Here is a 17,364-nt window from a genome sequence, read left to right as displayed (position 1 = left end):
TCAGGTGATAAAAATGAGAGAAATCCGAATTTCAGTCCGCTCCCTTGCTGAGTATGTTTTCCGGGCCGGAAGCATTGATGCACGGTTCCGGACATCAGCGACGATGACAGAAGGGACAAAAGCCCACCAGGCCATTCAGAAAACATATGGAGAGCTCGACCAGAGCGAAGTCATGCTGAAAACGAGTGTAACCCATAAAGAAATTGCGTTTCTGCTAGAAGGAAGATGCGACGGTCTGCTTTTGTCAGAGGAAATTCCCGTCATTGATGAAATTAAATCAACCTCACGGGATCTTTCAGACATAGAAGAAGACGCGTATCCCGTCCACTGGGCACAGGCTAAATGCTATGCATACATGCTTGCCGAAGACCGCGGATTTGAAGCTGTATGCGTTCAGATGACATATGTCAGTGTGAAGTCAGGTGAACAGGTCCGCTTCAGAAAACCATTTTCTGCAGAAGAATTGAGCGCGTTTATGGATGGTTTAATCAGCGCCTATTATCCGTACGCCGAGGCAAGAGCGAAGCATCTGGAAAAAAGAAATACTTCCGTCAAAGCGTCTGAATTCCCGTTTCAAACATACAGAGAAGGTCAAAGAAAGCTTGCAGGCACGGTGTACAAAGCCATCGATGATAAAACGGATCTGTTTGCACAGGCTTCAACCGGAATTGGAAAAACCATCTCCACCATCTTTCCTGCTGTCAAAGCGATAGGTGAAGGCAAGCTCGATACGTTTTATTATTTAACCGCCAAAACGATTACCCGAAAGGCAGCAGAAGACACTCTGGCTTTTATGGAGAGCAATGGCCTTCACGTGAACAGCGTAACGATAACAGCTAAAGACAAGGTCTGTTTAAAAGAAGAAACACGGTGCCAAAAAGAGTACTGCGAGTATGCAAATGGCTACTATGACAGAATTAACGGGGCTGTTCTCGATATTCTTAAAAATGAAACAAGGATGACTGCCGATGTCATCCATCACTACGCACAAAAGCATACAGTGTGCCCGTTTGAATTCTCACTGGATCTCTCCAATACGGCAGATGCCATTATCTGTGATTATAACTATATATTTGATCCGCGCGTTTCTCTTAAAAGGTTTTTTGATGAGCAAAAGAAAGGGACAGCGCTTCTAATTGACGAGGCCCACAATCTCGTTGACAGAGGAAGAGCGATGTTTTCTGCGGCGCTTAAAAAATCAGATTTTCTGCAGCTGAAACGGGAATTTAAAACGAAAAACCAAGGTGTCTTTGAAAACGCCAAAAAAGTAAATGATTACTTTATCGCACAAAAGAAGCAGCCTGAACAGCTGATGAAGGATAGACCTGAAGAGTTGATTGAAATGCTTCAGCCCTTTTCGGAAGAGGCGGAAAGAGAGCTATTGTCAGGGAATGCCTCAGAATTTCTGCTTGATGTTTATTTTCAAGTGCAGGCCTTTCTTAAGATCTCAAATCTGTATGATGAACGCTTTGTCACGATTGCAGAAGCAGACAAAAAAGATGCAGTCATTAAGCTAGTTTGCCTTGATCCGTCGTTTCTCCTGCAGCAGGTGAAAAAACCGTACCGTTCAAGCATCCATTTCTCTGCGACGCTCTCTCCGCTTTCTTTTTATATGGATATGCTGGGAGGCACATCGGAAGATTATCAGGTTAAGATTCCGTCTCCGTTTGCAAAGGAAAACCTGGAAGTCTATATCATGCCGATCTCTACAAGGTACCACGACAGGGAAAGAAGCCGCATGCCGATTGCCTTCATGATGAAGCAGTTGCTTGAGGAGAGGAGCGGAAACTATCTGGTTTTTTTCCCTTCCTATGCCTACATGAAAGAAGTTTACGAGACGTTTGAGGAACTGGACCTACCTATTAAAACGATGCTGCAGCACGCGCACATGACAGAAGATGAAAGGGAGGCGTTTTTGTACGCTTTTCAGGAAGAAAGCAGCGAAACCCTGATTGGGTTCGCCGTTATGGGCGGCGTCTTTTCAGAGGGAGTGGATTTAATCGGCAACAGGCTGAACGGAGTGATTGTGGTGGGTGTCGGGCTCCCGCAAATCGGGTTTGAGCGGAATGTCATGAAGGAGTATTTTCAGCAGTCAGGCAGAAATGGATTTGATTATGCCTACGTTTATCCGGGGATGAACAAGGTTCTTCAGGCAGGAGGAAGGCTGATCAGGTCTGAGGATGATACCGGCACCATTGTGCTTGTCGATGACAGGTTTCTGACTGAGAAATATCAGGCTCTTCTCCCGAATGAATGGAGCAGCTTTTATCTTTTGAACAAGCCATTTATATAGGAAAGAAAGATGCACATGCAGCCGGGTGCATCTTTTTTCTGTGCTGAAAGATTCAGGCTCTCATAGTCTCATTCTCTCATCTTTCCAAAAACGGCAGGAATCTGACGTAAATTTACAAAATCATCATAAATAGTTAATAAATTCATAGTATTCTCATTTAGTAATCAATTATTAAGGAGGAAAAAACGTTGCTTAAAAATAAGCCTGCCATTTTACTAATGAAGCTAGTCATGCTTCTAGCCCTGTTTATCCCTGTTCTGCAGACGACTCCAACACAAGTTCATGCTGCAGACGGTTCGCTGACAAATCCCTACTCGGTAGCAGAAGCAAATGCCAATCAAAACGGTTCGGTCAAATCGGTTAAAGGGTATGTTGTTGGACAGCCGACTGGGACAAATACAGTCATCACAAGCAATTATCCGAACGATTATGCACTCGCACTTGCTGATTCTCCAACTGAAACAAGCACATCCAAAATGATTTATGTACAAATTCCGTCCTCGTTCCGCTCACAATTTGGTTTGATGACGAATTCTTCTTTAAAAGGAACTCAAATTAAAGTTACAGGCAAACTGGCTGCTTATTTTTCGCACAGCGGTGTAACCAGCACGACTGCGATGGAGAAAATCTCAGGAGGCGGCACACAGCCTGACCCAGATCCAGATCCAGATCCGGGAACGGAGCCTTCCCCTTATGATGATACGTACTATCAAACAGCAATCGGCAAAACGGGCTCTTCTTTAAAATCAGCGCTTCATAATATTATCGATGATCATAGAGAACTCTCTTATGACAACGTTTGGGATGCCTTGAGAAATACAGATGAAGACCCGAATAACCCGAACAATGTCATTCTTCTGTATACAGGCCGCTCACAAGGTGAATTCACAAACGGCGGCAATGTAAACGATTGGAACAGAGAGCATGTCTGGGCGAAATCACATGGCGATTTCGGAACGGCTATGGGTCCAGGAACAGATATTCATCATCTGCGGCCTACTGATGTAAGTGTCAACAGCTCAAGAGGAAACAAAGACTTTGATATGGGCGGCACACAGCATTCAGAAGCAATTGGCAACTATACGGATTCTGATTCATGGGAGCCGAGAGATGCTGTTAAAGGCGATGTGGCAAGGATGCTGTTTTACATGGCCGTCCGCTACGAGGGAGACAGCGGCGAAGTGGACCTTGAGCTGAACAACAGCGTGAACAACGGTACAGCGCCGTACCACGGGAAAATGTCTGTCCTGATTCAATGGCACAAGCAGGATCCGGTTGATGCCCGTGAAATGAGACGAAACGACATCATCTATAAAGACTATCAATATAACCGCAATCCATTTATTGATCATCCGGAATGGGTGGACGCTATTTGGAATTAATGATGAAAACCTTCCCGGTTTACGGGAAGGTTTTTTTGTTTAATAAGTCCCCATAGCAGAGCGGATATGTTTGACCCCCTTGAAAAAAAGGAAATAAACACCTATAACCACGAATAAAGGAGACGGAGATATGCTTAAAGCTCTTTATTTGAATTGTTCCTTAAAGAAAGGCAACGAGCCTTCAAACACTGAATCGCTCATGAGACAGTCTCAAAAGCATCTGGAAAACGAAGGGGTGCGAACAGAAGAACTGAGGATTTCCGATTACAATCTTGCTTTTGGAATGGCGGAGGATCTGGGCCGGGGAGATGAATGGCCGCTGATTCTTAAGAAAATCGCCGAGGCGGATATTGTTGTCATAGGGACGCCTCTCTGGCTTGGCGAAAAAAGCAGTATAGCCGCACTAGTCATGGAACGGCTTTATGCATCAAGCAGTGAAATGAATGAAAAAGGCCAGTCTATTTATTATAATAAAGTGGGCGGTGTGGCTGTTACAGGAAATGAGGACGGCGCAAAGGAAGCCTCGCGCTCCATTCTCTACGGACTGCAGCACATCGGCTTTTTGATCCCGCCGAATGCAGATGTATACTGGGTCGGCGAGGCAGGACCGGGACCTTCCTATATGGAAGCAGGAAAGGAAAATGCCTTTACAATCAAAAACACGAGAACGATGAGCATGAATCTTGTGCATCTTGCAAGGCTCCTGAATGAGCATCCGATTCCTGCGGCGGGAAATACCCTTTAACGGAGTGTGGAAAATGATTTGGAATGAGGCGATACAGCATGTGAGCCTGTCTGTAACAAATCTTCAGGCAGCGAAGCATTTTTATGAGAACGTCCTTTGTCTGACGGAAATCGACAGGCCTCCGTTTGATTCAGAGGGAGTCTGGTATGGAATCGGAAATCAGCAGCTTCACTTGCTGGTGGATGAAAACTCTCAGACACTTCGGAAACAGCATAACCTTGTCTCGACAGAAGGTCACCTGGCTCTTAGAATGGCAGATTACCAGGCTGCTGTTGAGTGGCTGGCCAAGCATTATATCGAGTTCCGTGAAGATGTCAATGGCGTCAGCGGCTTTGACCAGATTTTCCTGAATGACCCGGACGGCAATCTGATTGAACTGAATGTAGAGCAAAACAAGCAGAAAGAGGGCTGAAGCAGCCTTCTTTTTTTATGGCAAAAAACACTGGAGTTCGACATTTCCGTGGAAATAATTAAAGGGTTTTGCTGATTCCTGTAGAAATCCTGAAAATGGAGGTGGAGAAGATGAAAGTTTATACAGCGCCCAAACTGACAGGATTATTTCTTGGGCCGGCCAGTTTTTTACTCTTGTTTTTCCTAATACCCGACACAGAGCTTTCAGATGCTCCGCGTGCAGTGCTCGCAGTCACTTCATGGATTGCAATCTGGTGGATTACAGAGGCGATTCCGATACCGGCAGCTTCCCTAATGCCGCTCATTCTGCTGCCTATTACAGGGGGCCTTGATATTGATTCCGCCGCAAAGGCATATGGGAATCCAACTGTATTTATGTACATGGGCGGATTTATCATTGCCATTGCCATTGAAAAATGGAATCTTCACAAGAGAATTGCCCTGTATATCCTAAAGCTCATTGGTACTCAAAGCCACCGGATTGTTCTTGGAATGATCCTCGCTACAGCGTTTCTATCCATGTGGATTTCAAATGCAGCGACAGCCCTGATGATGCTCCCTGTTGCTCTTGCTCTTATTAAAGAAGTGAAGGCGAAGGAAATTTTAAAAGGAGAGTCCCTTCACAAATTCAGTAAATCGATACTCCTTTCAGTAGCGTACGCTGCGTCGATAGGAGGCCTGGCAACCCTTGTAGGTTCGGTACCCAATGCAGTATTCGCAGCGATGTCGCGCGAAATGCTCGATCGTGAAATTATGTTTTTTGAATGGTTCTTATTCGGGTTTCCGATTACAGTAATCCTGCTGGTCATCCTTTATTTCTATTTGACAAAGCTTCAATTCAAAGTGGATTTTGAAACCGGCAAGGAAACGGATTTTATTAAAAAAGATTTAAAAGCACTGGGCTCAATGAGTACAGAAGAAAGATGGGTTGGAGTGATCTTTTTAGCAACGGCTTTTCTTTGGATGTTTAAATTCATTCTGCCGTTTACTGTATCGGATACCGCTATAGCGATATTCGGCGCGCTTTTGCTTTTCTTGATTCCAAGCAAAAAAGGCGAAAGACTGCTTGAATGGAATGATATGAAGCAGCTGCCGTGGGGACTCCTGCTGCTTTTTGGCGGAGGGCTTTCCCTTGCAGAAGGATTTTCTGCATCGAAACTGACAGAATGGATCGGCAGCAAGCTGAATCTTTTGGAAGCGTTTCCTTATTTGCTGATCATTATTATTTTGACAGCCGCCATTTTGTTCATGACGGAAATCATGTCCAATACGGCTGTGTCCAATATGATTATTCCAATCACTGTAGGACTTGGACTTGCGATCGGGGTTGAGCCATACGGTCTGATGGCTGTTGCCGCGCTTGCTTCATCCTGTGCGTTCATGCTCCCGATCTCTACTCCTCCGAATGCCGCCGTGTTCGGTGCTGATGTGCTGAAGATATCGGATATGGTCCGGGCAGGCTTCTGGATGAATATTGTATGTATTGTCATCATTGTTTTAGGCGTCTATTTTTGGCTGCCGGTTGTTATTAAGTGAAGGAAAGGAGGGTGCCGCGGGCGCTCTTCTTTTTGCGTGAAGCAAATCTGCTTTTTTTCTCCCCCGGCCTGCTGTACAATGAAAGGAATGAAATCTTGAATAAGGGCGGAGTTTGGCATGAGCATTCTTTCTGTAGAGAATTTATATAAAACATACGGTGAAAAAACATTGTTTGATCACATTTCTTTTTCAATTGCTGAAAAACAGCGGATTGGCCTGATCGGAACGAATGGTACGGGGAAATCGACACTGCTGAAATTTCTTGCTGGCGCTGAGACGGCCGAGGAAGGGAAACTGATTCACTCCAACTCGTTTCATATTGAGTATCTTCCGCAGCAGCCTGAACTTGAGGAAGAACTGTCTGTCCTGGAGCAAATCTATTACGGCGACTCTCAAATCATGAGAGTGATGCGCGAATATGAGCTTGCCCTGTCAGAGCTTGAACAAAACCCTGAGGATGAGAAAAAGCAGTCCAGGCTGCTTGCCCTTCAGCAAAAAATGGATGAACATGATGCGTGGGAAGCAAATACAGTTGCCAAAACAGTTCTTACGCGGCTTGGCATTTCTGATTTCGCAAAGCCGGTGCGTCAGCTGTCAGGAGGTCAGAAGAAGCGTGTGGCGATTGCAAAGGCTCTCATCCAGCCAGCAGACCTGCTCATTCTTGATGAGCCTACCAACCATCTGGACAACGAAACAATTGAATGGCTGGAAGCTTTTTTGGCCCAGTATAAAGGATCGATTTTGCTTGTTACGCATGACCGATATTTTTTAAATCGCGTGACGAACCAGATTTTTGAACTGGAGTACGGAAAGCTTTATGTATATGAAGGAAATTACGAGGTGTTTCTTGAGAAAAAGGCAGAGCGGGAGTTTAACGCCGAACAGTCTGAATCCAAGCGCCAGAACTTGCTTCGCAGGGAGCTCGCCTGGCTGAGAAGAGGAGCCAAAGCAAGAACAACAAAGCAAAAAGCCCGCATCGGTCGTGCAGAGGAACTTCAAAACCAGGAAGGGCCTGCCGCTAAGCAAAGTGTTGATTTTGCCATCGGTTCCACTCGTCTTGGCAAAAAAGTCATCGAGCTTGAAGGTGTGTCTAAATCATTCCAGGACAGGACTCTTATGAAGGATGTCAGCTACCTTGTTGTTCCCGGAGAAAGGCTTGGCATTATCGGGCCAAATGGAAGCGGAAAATCAACACTGCTGAACATCATCGCAGGGCGCATCCAGCCTGACAGCGGAACAGTTGAAATTGGTGAAACGGTGAAAATCGGCTACTACACCCAGGATCATGAAGCGATGGATGAAGATCTTCGGGTAGTCGAATATATTAAGGAAGTCGCAGAAGTTGTTCACACGGTGGATCATCAGACAATAACAGCCGAGCAAATGCTTGAGCGGTTCATGTTCCCCCGCTCTATGCAGTGGACCTACATCCGCAAGCTCTCAGGGGGAGAACGCCGCAGACTGTACCTGCTGAAGGTCCTGATGCAGGAGCCGAACGTGCTGTTTCTGGATGAGCCGACAAATGACCTGGATACCCAAACCCTGAGCGTCCTGGAAGACTATCTCGATCAGTTTCCCGGTGTTGTCATTACCGTATCCCATGACCGCTACTTCCTCGATCGCGTAGTTGACCGTCTTCTTGTGTTTGAAGGAAACGGAACGGTCAGCAGATTCCAGGGAAGCTATACAGACTTCATGGATTCCCGGAAACAGGTAAAAGAACCTGAAAAGAAGGAAGCTGCCAAATCTCAGGAAACCCCTCAGGCCCCGAAGCAGCGCAAAAAACTCTCCTACAAAGAACAGCAGGAGTGGGATGTCATTGAGGACAAAATTGCAGAGCTTGAGGAAAAGAATGAAGCACTTGAAGCCCAGATTGCATCCAGCGGCAGCGACTACGGCAAGATCCAGCAGCTGATGGAACAGCAGCAGGCCGTCGAAGCTGAGCTCGAAGCCACAATGGAACGGTGGGAAGAGCTTTCCCTTATGGTAGAAGAAATTGAAAAAGCGAAGCAGTGATTTAAAGGAAGGTGTCCCGGGTGAAATGTCCGGGGCATTTTTTTTGGTTTGATTTGATAGGTTGAGTTATTGTCTGGAGGCTCAATCTGAATAGAACCCCTCAACACATGAAATCCTGAGGTTGATGGCACTTATTGTTTGGAAGAGAACCCTCAATTCATGAAACTCAAAGGTTGATGGCACTTATCGGTCAGAAATGAACCATCAACTCAAGAAACTCAGGTCTTGATGGCACTTATCGGTCAGAAAAGAACCATCAACTCATGAAATTCCGGGCTTGATGGTACTTATCGAGAGGATAAGAACCATCAATTCAAGAAACTCAGGTCTTGATGGTACTTATCGAGAGGATAAGAACCATCAATTCAAAAAACTCAAAGCTTGATGGTACTTATCGAGAGGATAAGAACCATCAATTCAAGAAACTCAGAGGTTGATGGTACTTATTGAGGGGATAAGAACCATCAATTCAAGAAACTCAGGTCTTGATGGTACTTATCAGTCAGAAAAGAACCATCAACTCAAGAAATTCCGGGCTTGATGGCACTTATCGGTCAGAAAAGAACCCTCAACTCATGAAATCCTGGGCTTGATGGCACTGATCAATTAGTAAATAACGCCAACCCCTTAATAAAACTGCACATATAAAAAGGCAGTCAGGATTTCACCTGACTGCCTTTACAATTTATTTCCCCAAGTCCTTTTTCGTCTGTTCACTTCGGATATTGATTTCTTTTGAGAACTCAGCATCCTGCTTTTTATTGTTTGGGTATTTGTTTTTCGATTCGCGGTTATCGTTTTTGTTTGTCATGAAAGTTCCTCCTTATGGTCAGCTGGTTCTTATTTTGCATCCGAAGGGAGGTTTTCATTCGCCATTAGAGAAGGGACTCGGCGCCGTCTATATACACTTCTGTACCTGTAATATGGCTTGAAAGGTCAGATGCCAGGAAGTACACGAGATCTGCGACCTGTTCAGGCGAGCCAGCTTTTTGTTCAAGCGGCTGTTCTCCTTCAGGAAATTCAACCGGAACTTCTACTTTTTCAATGTTTTCTTCTTCGGCAAAGGTGTTGCTGTCGATGTTTGTTTCGATTGCTCCCGGACAGATCATGTTGACTCTGATCTTATAGCCTGCAAGCTCGAGGGCCGCCATTTTACCAAAACCGACCTGTCCGACTTTAGACGTACTGTAGGCAGAGCGTCCAAATCCTCTGAACATGCGGGTGCCGTTGATTGAGCTTGTGATAATGATGCTGCCGCCTTTATTCTTCATATAGGGAATGGCATATTTTACGCTTAAAAAGGTGCTTCGCAAATTCGTATTGATCGTCTGGTCCCAGTCCTCAGGAGATAGATCTTCGATAGGAGTCCACCTTCCGTTGATTCCTGCGTTTGCAAAAACAATATCGAGCCTGCCCCAAGCATCAATGACCTTTTTATAGCTGGTTTCCATCCTTTCGGCATCAGATACGTCGCATTCGACAATGATGGCCTCGCCGTTCATTTCTTCAATTTTCTTTTTTACGCTTTCCGCATTTTCTTCTTTTATATCAAGCAGCGCAACTTTTGCACCCTGTTCGGCAAGCTTGATGGCCGCCGCTTCTCCGATTCCTGAGCTTGCTCCGGTCACAATGGCAACTTTTCCTGAAAGATTCAATGGTTTTGCCTCCCTTTGTTATATGTAATGGAGATATTATCCCCTTTTTTAAAAAGAAGGAAACCAGAAAAAAACAGGCACAAGTTGTGCCTGCTGTTTAAGCGCCCTTTCTGAGAGCTGAATCCCCGTCTTTTTTTCGGAAAAGAAAGGCAGAAACGTTTGTTGATTTGGCTTTGAATAACGGATTTAAGATAAACACCGTCAGGAAGTTGGCAGAAAGCCCCCAGAATCCTTCATAAATGCCAAATGAAAGACCCGTACCATAGACGGTGAATGTCACGCCAAGTCCGACAAGCAACCCGATAATCGTTGCTTCCCGTGTCTGTTTTTGCCAGAAGAGGCTTAGAACGACAGCAGGGAAGATCTGCACCATTCCGGATACTCCAAGCAGCTGAAGCGAAACGAGCGCTGTCGGGAACAAAAGTCCGAACACGAGGGCCAGGCCGATAACCAAAAAAACCATGCTGCGCGTAATCATTGTCAGCTTTGCAGGCTTTACACCGGGGTTAATCAAATCTCTGTAAATATTGTTTGCAAATAGGTTCGATGCACCAATGGCCATAATCGAACATGGAATCAAGGATGCAAGGGCTATTGTTGAATAAGCAAGTCCCTGAGCAACACCGCCGTATGATGTCTGAATCAGAGTCAAAAGAGCAAACCGCGGATCTGTTTCGCCAGGCAGCACTAAATATGCGATAAAGCCAAGGAAAATTACGAGAATTAGAACAACGTTATATAGGGGCAGGAACATAGAATTTTTTCTGATGGCATCTTCGCTTTTTGCTGTAAAAACGCCGGTAGCTGCATGCGCCCACATGAAAAGGGCCAGTGACGATACGATGGCTGCAGTAGTAAACCACATCAACCCTTTAGGACCTGACTGCGGAATCGTTAGCAGCTGCGGTGCATCCGTGATGACCTTATCAATCATCGGAGTCCATCCGCCGAAATGGATAATCGGCAGGGAGGCGACCATAAACAGCATGATGGCCCATACAAGAACATCTTTAATGATTGCCGTATAAGTAGGTCCTTTAATTCCGCTGAAAAACGTGTAGAGGGCAACAAGGAAAAAGGATGTAATCACGACAACCGTAACATTGATGTAGCCTGTACCTGCCACACGCAGGGTATCCATGATGCCGCTCAGCTGCAGGTCGATATATGGAATCAGCATCAATACGCCGACAATCGCAATCAGCGAAGAAAGAAGCTTGCTGTCAAAACGATCACGGGCATAGTCTGCAAGCGTCGTGAACTGAAATTCCTTTGCAGTCCTCCACAGCTTCGGAAGGAAAAAATAGGCGATAAAATAAGCTAATACGGAATAAGGAATAGCGAAAAAAGCTACGCTTCCGGCTTGAAAAGCTGTACTCGTCAGCCCAAGAAATGTATAGGCCGTATACAGGTCAGCCCCGACAAGAAACCATACAAGAAGCCCGCCGAATTTTCTGCCTCCCACTGACCATTCTTCCACAGAACTTCTCGAAGACTTGTCACGGCCAGCAAGAAAGCCGATCAAGACAACGGTTAAGATGATACAGATGGTGATGCCCAGTGCTGTTGTATTTCCCTGCTGCATTATTCAAGACCTCCCTGTTTTTTCTGGATTCTGAAAATTGCCCACGTGCAAAGCGGCGTAACCGCAATCCACAAAAAGAGCCAAAATTGGAGAAACGGCAGCCCGAAGATGACCGGTTCAATTTTATTGGCAAAAGGAAGCAAAAGAATCTGCAAAAATGGGATAAAAATGAGAATGCCTATTAAATATTTCTTTTTCACTAAAGTGCCTCCTGTCTTGTCTTCGTTGAATGTTCACTATGATAACAAGGAAAGAAGTATTGGACAAGAGGGAATTTTTAAAATTATTTAAAGATTTACTATTTTAGAGTTTTGATGAAGGTATCTTCCAGTCGATTTGTACAGCAATTTCATGTGTTAAAAACTGTTTTTACTCGAAGATCATGAAGGTCTGTATGAAGCTAAGCCTCAGGTCTTAGTTCAAATTAAAGCTCTGGCTCGTTATGGGAAAACCGCATGGAAGGTAGGATAGAACTATAGAAAGGAGGAACAGAACATGAAAAAATTCGGGTTACTGATCATTGGAGGGATTGCAGCAATCGTGCTGCTGGCAAACCTTGCACCAATGTTTGCACTGGCTATCAGCCTGGTCATCCTTTATTACTCATATAAAGGATTCATCAAAACCGATTCAACCGGAATGAAAATCTTCTGGGTAATCGCCGGAATCATCGCACTCTGTGCATCAGCTTCAAACCTGCCGGCAGTGATCGGCGCAGCGGCAGCATACATCCTTTATGTAGTCTACAAAAAATGGAACAACAAAGAAGTGATCTCAGAAAAAGAATCATCTGATCCATTTACAAACTTCGAACGCCAGTGGGCGGAAATGAAAAAAAACAATTAATAGAATGAGGAGAGATACATGATGAGCAATTTATTCACACGAATCAAAGAAACACTTGCAGCCGACTTCCATGAAATTCTGGACCAAAAGGAAAAGAAAAACCCAATCGCCTTATTGAATCAGTATTTAAGAGAATGCGAACAGGAAACGGATAAAGTCCGCAAGCTTGTGGAGAGACAGTATTTGCTGAAAGAAGAGTTCACCCGTGAATTAAAACAGGCAGAGGAACTTGCCGGGAAACGCAAACGCCAGGCTGATATTGCCGCACAGGCAGGAGAAAGCGAGCTTCATGAGTTTGCAGTGAGAGAGCATGAGCAGTATCAGGAACGATCAGTGCGAATCACTGAATCTCTTAAAGAAGTGTCAGGCCAGCTTGCGGAACTTGAGCGCAAGTATGAAGAAATGAAACATAAACTAAAGGACATGTACATTAAACGTATGGAATTGATGGGCCGGGAAAATACAGCCCGCGCATCTCACCGCATGAATAAGGTCCTTGACAGCAGCAGCTATTCACATGGAGCACATACACGTTTTGATGAATTGGAAAGCTATATTGACCGACTTGAAAACGAAGTGAATACGGGCTACTACCGCAGCACAATTGACGGAAGAATCGCCCAGCTCGAAAAAGAACTGAAAAAAGAGGATTCTGCAGTCTGAAAACATGGTATCCTATAGAAGGCGCGGGTTTCTGCGCCTTTTTTGGAAGGTGTTTTGTGTATTTTTCAGCTATCAAGCGAAAGAATATAGATTTTTGCACACTGTCCAGCTGCAGCGGCCAACTCCTCTGTCAGAACAAACTGCCCCAAAAAGTCAAAAGCGGACTTTTCGGTTCAGTTCTTATCTGACTCCCGGAGCTAACCGGCCGCTTCCGCTTTTCTAATAAGGAGGGTAAGCCCACATGCTCAAAAAAGCCAACGCCGATGTGATTACGTATATTCTTTTAATTGGGGTCGTTCTTTTAATGCTCGAAGTCTTTTTTGATCACGGTGGACTTATCTTTTTCCTGCTTCTGTCGTCTGTCTGTGTTTATTTCGGAAAGAAGCGGCTCAGCAAAAAAACGGGGAAGCTGCTGTTTTGGTTCGGGTTGATCAGTTTGATTATCACAGTGATGAATTTGTGGGCTGTGAAGTTTCTGATTTGTGCCCTGGCGATTTATCTGCTTGTTCAATACAGGCAGTCGAAAAAGGCACCTGCCGTTGTTGAACCGCAAGTAAAAGAATCTCTGTCATTGAAAAAAGAAGATGTGATCTATAAGAAACCGATCCTTGGAAACAATGTATTCGGGCAGCAGTCAACGCCTGAAGATATTTATGAGTGGAATGATATTAATATACAGAATGGCATCGGCGATACGATCGTTGATTTGAGCAATACGGTACTGCCGAAAGAAGAAAATATGATTGTCATCCGCAATTTTATAGGGAATGTAAAGATCCTCGTTCCTTATGAAGTGGATGTGTCTGTTCAGCATTCCTCATTTGCCGGAGCTGTCCGCGTTTTTGGCCATCATGAGCCTAAATTGTTTAATCAGAGCATTTCCTATCAGACAGAGGGGTATGATGCTTCGGTTCAGAAGGTGAAAATGATTACTTCATCTATTGTCGGAGATTTAGAGGTGAAGCGGATATGACCAGCATTCTAAGACAAATGGCTCTTGGTGCTGCGATTTCGGTTTCTGTCCTTGTTTTTCTTTCGGCAAGTTATTTTGTCATGTTTCCTTTGGATGACTGGAGCATTCTTTGGGAGAAAGAGATGCTAGATCTTCCGTTTATCTATTTTGTGCCTGCCGTCAGTGTGGCTATTGGGCTTGTGCTGGGGCTTTTTTCAGGAATTTTTCTGCGCAGTGATATTGGACAGCTTTCAGAGGAGATTTCCCAGCTTGCCCGGGGAAAGTATGCTGATGGTGATTTCCCTAAAAAATCAGGTGACTTTGAGAAGATGTGGCATTCTTTGCGGCAGCTGCAGAAGCATTTGACGGAGCAGACAAAGCTGTCGCAAAAACTCGCAAATGAAAAAGCTGAAGAACAGGAAAAACGCATTCAGAAAATCGTCTCTGAAGAACGCAACAGGCTTGCACGAGAGCTTCACGACTCTGTCAGCCAGCAGCTGTTCGCAGCATCAATGATGATGTCAGCGATCAACGAATCAAGTGACAGCAGGGCAAAAGCAGAAAACAGGCAGCTGCAGATGGTTGAGCAGATGATTCATCAGTCACAGCTTGAAATGAGGGCGCTTCTGCTGCATTTGCGTCCTGCCGCTCTGAAAGGAAAAACTCTTCAGGAAGGCATGAAAGATCTGCTTCAGGAACTTTCACAAAAGGTGCCAATGGAAGTCAGCTGGAAAATGGAAGATGTGCAGCTTGATAAAGGGATAGAGGATCATTTATTCAGAATCCTGCAGGAATCCGTTTCAAATACGCTCAGGCATTCAAAAGCTGAAACGCTTGAAGTGCTGTTTATTGAACGGGATGATCTGGTGCTCCTCAGAGTGATTGATGACGGAATCGGATTTAAAGTAGATGCAGCCAAAACAGGAAGCTACGGTCTGCAGAACATGCACGAACGGGCCGCGCAGCTTGGCGGAACACTAAAGATTGTGAGTTTTCCCGGAAAAGGCACAAAGCTTGAAGTCAAAATTCCGCTTGTAAGGGGAGAAAAGGATGATTAAGGTATTATTTGTAGATGATCATGAAATGGTAAGGATCGGTGTATCTTCTTATCTTGCAGCCCAAAGCGACATTGAGGTTGTCGGTGAGGCGGACAATGGCTTTACAGCAATTGAACTGGCCCTCGAACTGCGGCCAGATATCATTTTAATGGACCTTGTCATGGACGGTATGGACGGGATTGAAGCTACCCGGCAGATTATTGAAAAGTGGCCGGAAGCGAAAATCATCATCGTCACAAGCTTTCTTGACGATGAAAAAGTTTACCCGGCGCTTGAAGCAGGTGCGACAAGCTATATGCTCAAAACATCCAAGGCAAGTGAAATTGCAGAGGCTGTAAGAAAGACATTCCACGGACACTCTGTTCTTGAACCTGAAGTGACAGGGAAAATGATGATGAAAATGAGGCAGAAGCCCGTCCATCATCCGCACGATGAACTCACTGCCCGCGAGATGGAGATTCTTCTGCTCGTTGCTGAAGGGAAAACAAATCAGGAAATAGCGGATGAACTGTTCATCGCGCTGAAAACAGTCAAAACACACGTAAGCAATATTCTCAGCAAGCTGGATGTGCAGGACAGAACACAGGCTGTTATCTATGCGTTCAAGCATTCGCTGGTCAACTAAAACACAGACTCGGGGTTTGTGTTTTTTGTTTATTTAAATCCAATTTTCACCCAGCACATTATATCTATTGATACCTCTAATCGTTTCACGTTTTCTGCCGATATAAGACATGAACTTTCTTTTCCAAGAAGGGAATCTCAAGGTAGAAGGTAAGGAGAACGAACATGCTGACACTTTTTTCAAAGAAACAGGCAACAAATACGTTTCAACCTGTTATGGAATTTCCTGAAGACAGCGCAGTCATTGCCACTTCAGAGCTTGAAATAAATGCGAGACTGATTTATATGGGGTTTACAAAAGAACAGCTGGCTGTTTTAAAAGAGCTAAAGCCTGTCGTACTTCCTCTTCTGGATGAACTTCTTGAAAAGGTCCTCACACATCTCTATAAACAGCCGCTTCTCAGCAGAATTGCTTCAGATCATTCAAGCAGAGAGCGTTTAAAGGCTGTATTTGTCGACTATTTTCAAAGCCTATTAAGCGGAGAAATGGACGAACGATTTTTCCAAATGAGAAAACGGATCGGCGGCACACACAGCCAGACGCATCTGCCTGTAACATGGTTTCTGTCAACGTATTCAGCCATCAGCACACTCCTTCTTCCAAAAGTTGTGGAGCTGCTGCATCAGGAACCTCAAAAGCTTTCAACAGCACTGCTTGCGATTACACATGCAATTAATTTAGACTCCCAGCTTGTTGTTGATCAATATATGCAAAAACGAATGAACGAACTGAAAGAATTGAACGAAGAAAATATCAGTCTTCAAAAAGAACTGTCTTCAATCAGCCAGGAAATGGCGGCTTCCGTCCAGCTGACAGATTCCACAATGGATGATACTAGCGCAAAAGCAGAACAAATTCGCGAGGAAATCCAGTCTACGAAGAAAACAAGCGAACACCTGCTGAAGCTGACGAACGAAAATGAAAAGCAGATGGACGAGATGGTCTCCGTCTTTGGAGAAGTATTTTCGAAAGTGGAAAACTCCCTTGAGGGAATAGGCGATCTGAAAAAGATTTCCGATCAGATTACGAGAATGACAAAGGAAATTGAAGGAATTGCGGATCAGACGAACCTTCTTGCTCTGAATGCATCCATTGAGGCAGCAAGAGCAGGCGATCACGGCAAAGGCTTTGCCGTTGTTGCAAGCGAGGTCAGAAAGCTTGCCGAGGATTCAAAGCGGACCAGTAATGAAATCAATGCCCTCACTTCAAACAGCAATAAACACATGGATACAATCGTCACCATTATGAGTTCCATGAACGAGTCCACTCAAACCTCACAGTCACAAATTCAGCAGGTGCGCAGCGGACTTGTTACCGTGAAAACAGAAATGGAAAACTACATGGAAATGTTTGAACGAAACAAAACAGATCTTGATGCAATCGTGGATTCCATTCAGGAAATTAATAAAACGACTGAGAGTCTTTCAGATTTGGCGAAAGTCCTTCTGGATAAAGCTGAAAGCAAAATGTAAATCACTTCAAAGGGAGCTTAATAGCTCTCTTTTTTTTGTCTTTAAAACAAATAAAAACAACAAATTATCACATAAAACAATCTTTTTACGTGCGCTTAATATGAGCTTTACATTGTGGTTTTATA

Annotated in this window: 16 protein-coding genes; 12 read left to right on the top strand and 4 right to left on the bottom strand. The window is 44.6% G+C overall.

All coding sequences use genetic code 11. The features are described 5' to 3' along the window. Positions 1 to 13 precede the first annotated feature (13 nt). The 6 genes from MHB63_06305 to MHB63_06280 all read left to right on the top strand — a co-directional run bounded on the left by MHB63_06305 (position 14) and on the right by MHB63_06280 (position 8,383). Positions 14 to 2,293 carry an ATP-dependent DNA helicase gene (locus tag MHB63_06305; GenBank protein MEK3806191.1) on the top strand — a complete coding sequence of 760 codons (2,280 nt, stop codon included), beginning with the start codon at positions 14 to 16 and terminating at the stop codon, positions 2,291 to 2,293. 188 nt (positions 2,294 to 2,481) lie between these two features. Continuing rightward, complete coding sequence (locus tag MHB63_06300) at positions 2,482 to 3,675, top strand: endonuclease (protein MEK3806190.1); 1,194 nt, start codon at positions 2,482 to 2,484, stop codon at positions 3,673 to 3,675. A gap of 130 nt (positions 3,676 to 3,805) precedes the next feature. Next, positions 3,806 to 4,420 carry an NAD(P)H-dependent oxidoreductase gene (locus MHB63_06295; GenBank protein MEK3806189.1) on the top strand — a complete coding sequence of 205 codons (615 nt, stop codon included), beginning with the start codon at positions 3,806 to 3,808 and terminating at the stop codon, positions 4,418 to 4,420. A 13-nt stretch (positions 4,421 to 4,433) separates the two neighbouring features. After that, on the top strand, positions 4,434 to 4,832 hold the full coding sequence (locus MHB63_06290; GenBank protein ID MEK3806188.1) for a VOC family protein: 399 nt from the start codon (positions 4,434 to 4,436) through the stop codon (positions 4,830 to 4,832). Positions 4,833 to 4,942: 110 nt separating this feature from the next. Next, complete coding sequence (locus MHB63_06285) at positions 4,943 to 6,367, top strand: SLC13 family permease (protein MEK3806187.1); 1,425 nt, start codon at positions 4,943 to 4,945, stop codon at positions 6,365 to 6,367. A gap of 117 nt (positions 6,368 to 6,484) precedes the next feature. After that, entirely contained in the window at positions 6,485 to 8,383 is a 1,899-nt protein-coding gene (locus MHB63_06280; GenBank protein MEK3806186.1) for an ABC-F family ATP-binding cassette domain-containing protein, read from the top strand. Positions 8,384 to 9,068: 685 nt separating this feature from the next. On the opposite strand, the gene MHB63_06275 is transcribed toward MHB63_06280, so the two are convergent. The 4 genes from MHB63_06275 to MHB63_06260 all read right to left on the bottom strand — a co-directional run bounded on the left by MHB63_06275 (position 9,069) and on the right by MHB63_06260 (position 11,823). Then, complete coding sequence (locus tag MHB63_06275) at positions 9,069 to 9,194, bottom strand: hypothetical protein (GenBank protein ID MEK3806185.1); 126 nt, start codon at positions 9,192 to 9,194, stop codon at positions 9,069 to 9,071. A gap of 64 nt (positions 9,195 to 9,258) precedes the next feature. Continuing rightward, positions 9,259 to 10,038, bottom strand: coding sequence for an SDR family NAD(P)-dependent oxidoreductase (locus tag MHB63_06270; GenBank protein ID MEK3806184.1), 780 nt, complete (start codon positions 10,036 to 10,038; stop codon positions 9,259 to 9,261). A gap of 97 nt (positions 10,039 to 10,135) precedes the next feature. Then, a complete protein-coding gene (locus MHB63_06265) occupies positions 10,136 to 11,623 on the bottom strand; it encodes a sodium:solute symporter (GenBank protein MEK3806183.1) in 1,488 nt (495 codons plus the stop codon). Then, positions 11,623 to 11,823 (bottom strand): DUF3311 domain-containing protein, encoded by a 201-nt coding sequence (locus tag MHB63_06260; protein MEK3806182.1) that lies wholly within the window; start codon positions 11,821 to 11,823, stop codon positions 11,623 to 11,625. The genes MHB63_06265 and MHB63_06260 overlap by 1 nt, the downstream gene beginning before the upstream one ends. Positions 11,824 to 12,118: 295 nt before the next feature. Here MHB63_06260 and MHB63_06255 point away from each other — a divergent pair, with 295 nt between their 5' ends. From MHB63_06255 to MHB63_06230, 6 genes are all read left to right on the top strand, one after another. Next, positions 12,119 to 12,469 (top strand): flagellar basal body rod protein, encoded by a 351-nt coding sequence (locus MHB63_06255; GenBank protein MEK3806181.1) that lies wholly within the window; start codon positions 12,119 to 12,121, stop codon positions 12,467 to 12,469. 21 nt (positions 12,470 to 12,490) lie between these two features. Next, the gene (locus tag MHB63_06250; GenBank protein MEK3806180.1) at positions 12,491 to 13,132 is read left to right on the top strand and encodes a PspA/IM30 family protein; all 642 of its coding nucleotides are present in this window, start codon (positions 12,491 to 12,493) and stop codon (positions 13,130 to 13,132) included. A 241-nt stretch (positions 13,133 to 13,373) separates the two neighbouring features. After that, a complete protein-coding gene (gene liaF, locus MHB63_06245) occupies positions 13,374 to 14,105 on the top strand; it encodes a cell wall-active antibiotics response protein LiaF (protein ID MEK3806179.1) in 732 nt (243 codons plus the stop codon). Beyond that, positions 14,102 to 15,142 (top strand): sensor histidine kinase, encoded by a 1,041-nt coding sequence (locus MHB63_06240; GenBank protein MEK3806178.1) that lies wholly within the window; start codon positions 14,102 to 14,104, stop codon positions 15,140 to 15,142. Before liaF ends, MHB63_06240 begins: the two co-directional genes overlap by 4 nt. After that, entirely contained in the window at positions 15,135 to 15,767 is a 633-nt protein-coding gene (locus MHB63_06235; protein ID MEK3806177.1) for a response regulator transcription factor, read from the top strand. The genes MHB63_06240 and MHB63_06235 overlap by 8 nt, the downstream gene beginning before the upstream one ends. A 164-nt stretch (positions 15,768 to 15,931) precedes the next feature. Next, on the top strand, positions 15,932 to 17,239 hold the full coding sequence (locus MHB63_06230) for a globin-coupled sensor protein (protein ID MEK3806176.1): 1,308 nt from the start codon (positions 15,932 to 15,934) through the stop codon (positions 17,237 to 17,239). Positions 17,240 to 17,364: the final 125 nt, after the last annotated feature.

The sequence above is a fragment of the Bacillus sp. FSL H8-0547 genome (assembly GCA_038002745.1).
Classification (GTDB): domain Bacteria; phylum Bacillota; class Bacilli; order Bacillales; family Bacillaceae; genus Bacillus_P.
This window is presented reverse-complemented; position numbering and strand designations above follow the sequence as displayed.

Coding starts and splice junctions, on each gene's coding strand:
- MHB63_06255 (MEK3806181.1), top strand. CDS start 12,119: ATGAAAAAATTCGGGTTACTGATCATTGGAGGGATTGCAGCAATCGTG.
- MHB63_06230 (MEK3806176.1), top strand. CDS start 15,932: ATGCTGACACTTTTTTCAAAGAAACAGGCAACAAATACGTTTCAACCT.
- MHB63_06275 (MEK3806185.1), bottom strand. CDS start 9,194: ATGACAAACAAAAACGATAACCGCGAATCGAAAAACAAATACCCAAAC.
- MHB63_06305 (MEK3806191.1), top strand. CDS start 14: ATGAGAGAAATCCGAATTTCAGTCCGCTCCCTTGCTGAGTATGTTTTC.
- MHB63_06265 (MEK3806183.1), bottom strand. CDS start 11,623: ATGCAGCAGGGAAATACAACAGCACTGGGCATCACCATCTGTATCATC.
- liaF (MEK3806179.1), top strand. CDS start 13,374: ATGCTCAAAAAAGCCAACGCCGATGTGATTACGTATATTCTTTTAATT.
- MHB63_06250 (MEK3806180.1), top strand. CDS start 12,491: ATGAGCAATTTATTCACACGAATCAAAGAAACACTTGCAGCCGACTTC.
- MHB63_06285 (MEK3806187.1), top strand. CDS start 4,943: ATGAAAGTTTATACAGCGCCCAAACTGACAGGATTATTTCTTGGGCCG.
- MHB63_06240 (MEK3806178.1), top strand. CDS start 14,102: ATGACCAGCATTCTAAGACAAATGGCTCTTGGTGCTGCGATTTCGGTT.
- MHB63_06235 (MEK3806177.1), top strand. CDS start 15,135: ATGATTAAGGTATTATTTGTAGATGATCATGAAATGGTAAGGATCGGT.
- MHB63_06290 (MEK3806188.1), top strand. CDS start 4,434: ATGATTTGGAATGAGGCGATACAGCATGTGAGCCTGTCTGTAACAAAT.
- MHB63_06295 (MEK3806189.1), top strand. CDS start 3,806: ATGCTTAAAGCTCTTTATTTGAATTGTTCCTTAAAGAAAGGCAACGAG.
- MHB63_06280 (MEK3806186.1), top strand. CDS start 6,485: ATGAGCATTCTTTCTGTAGAGAATTTATATAAAACATACGGTGAAAAA.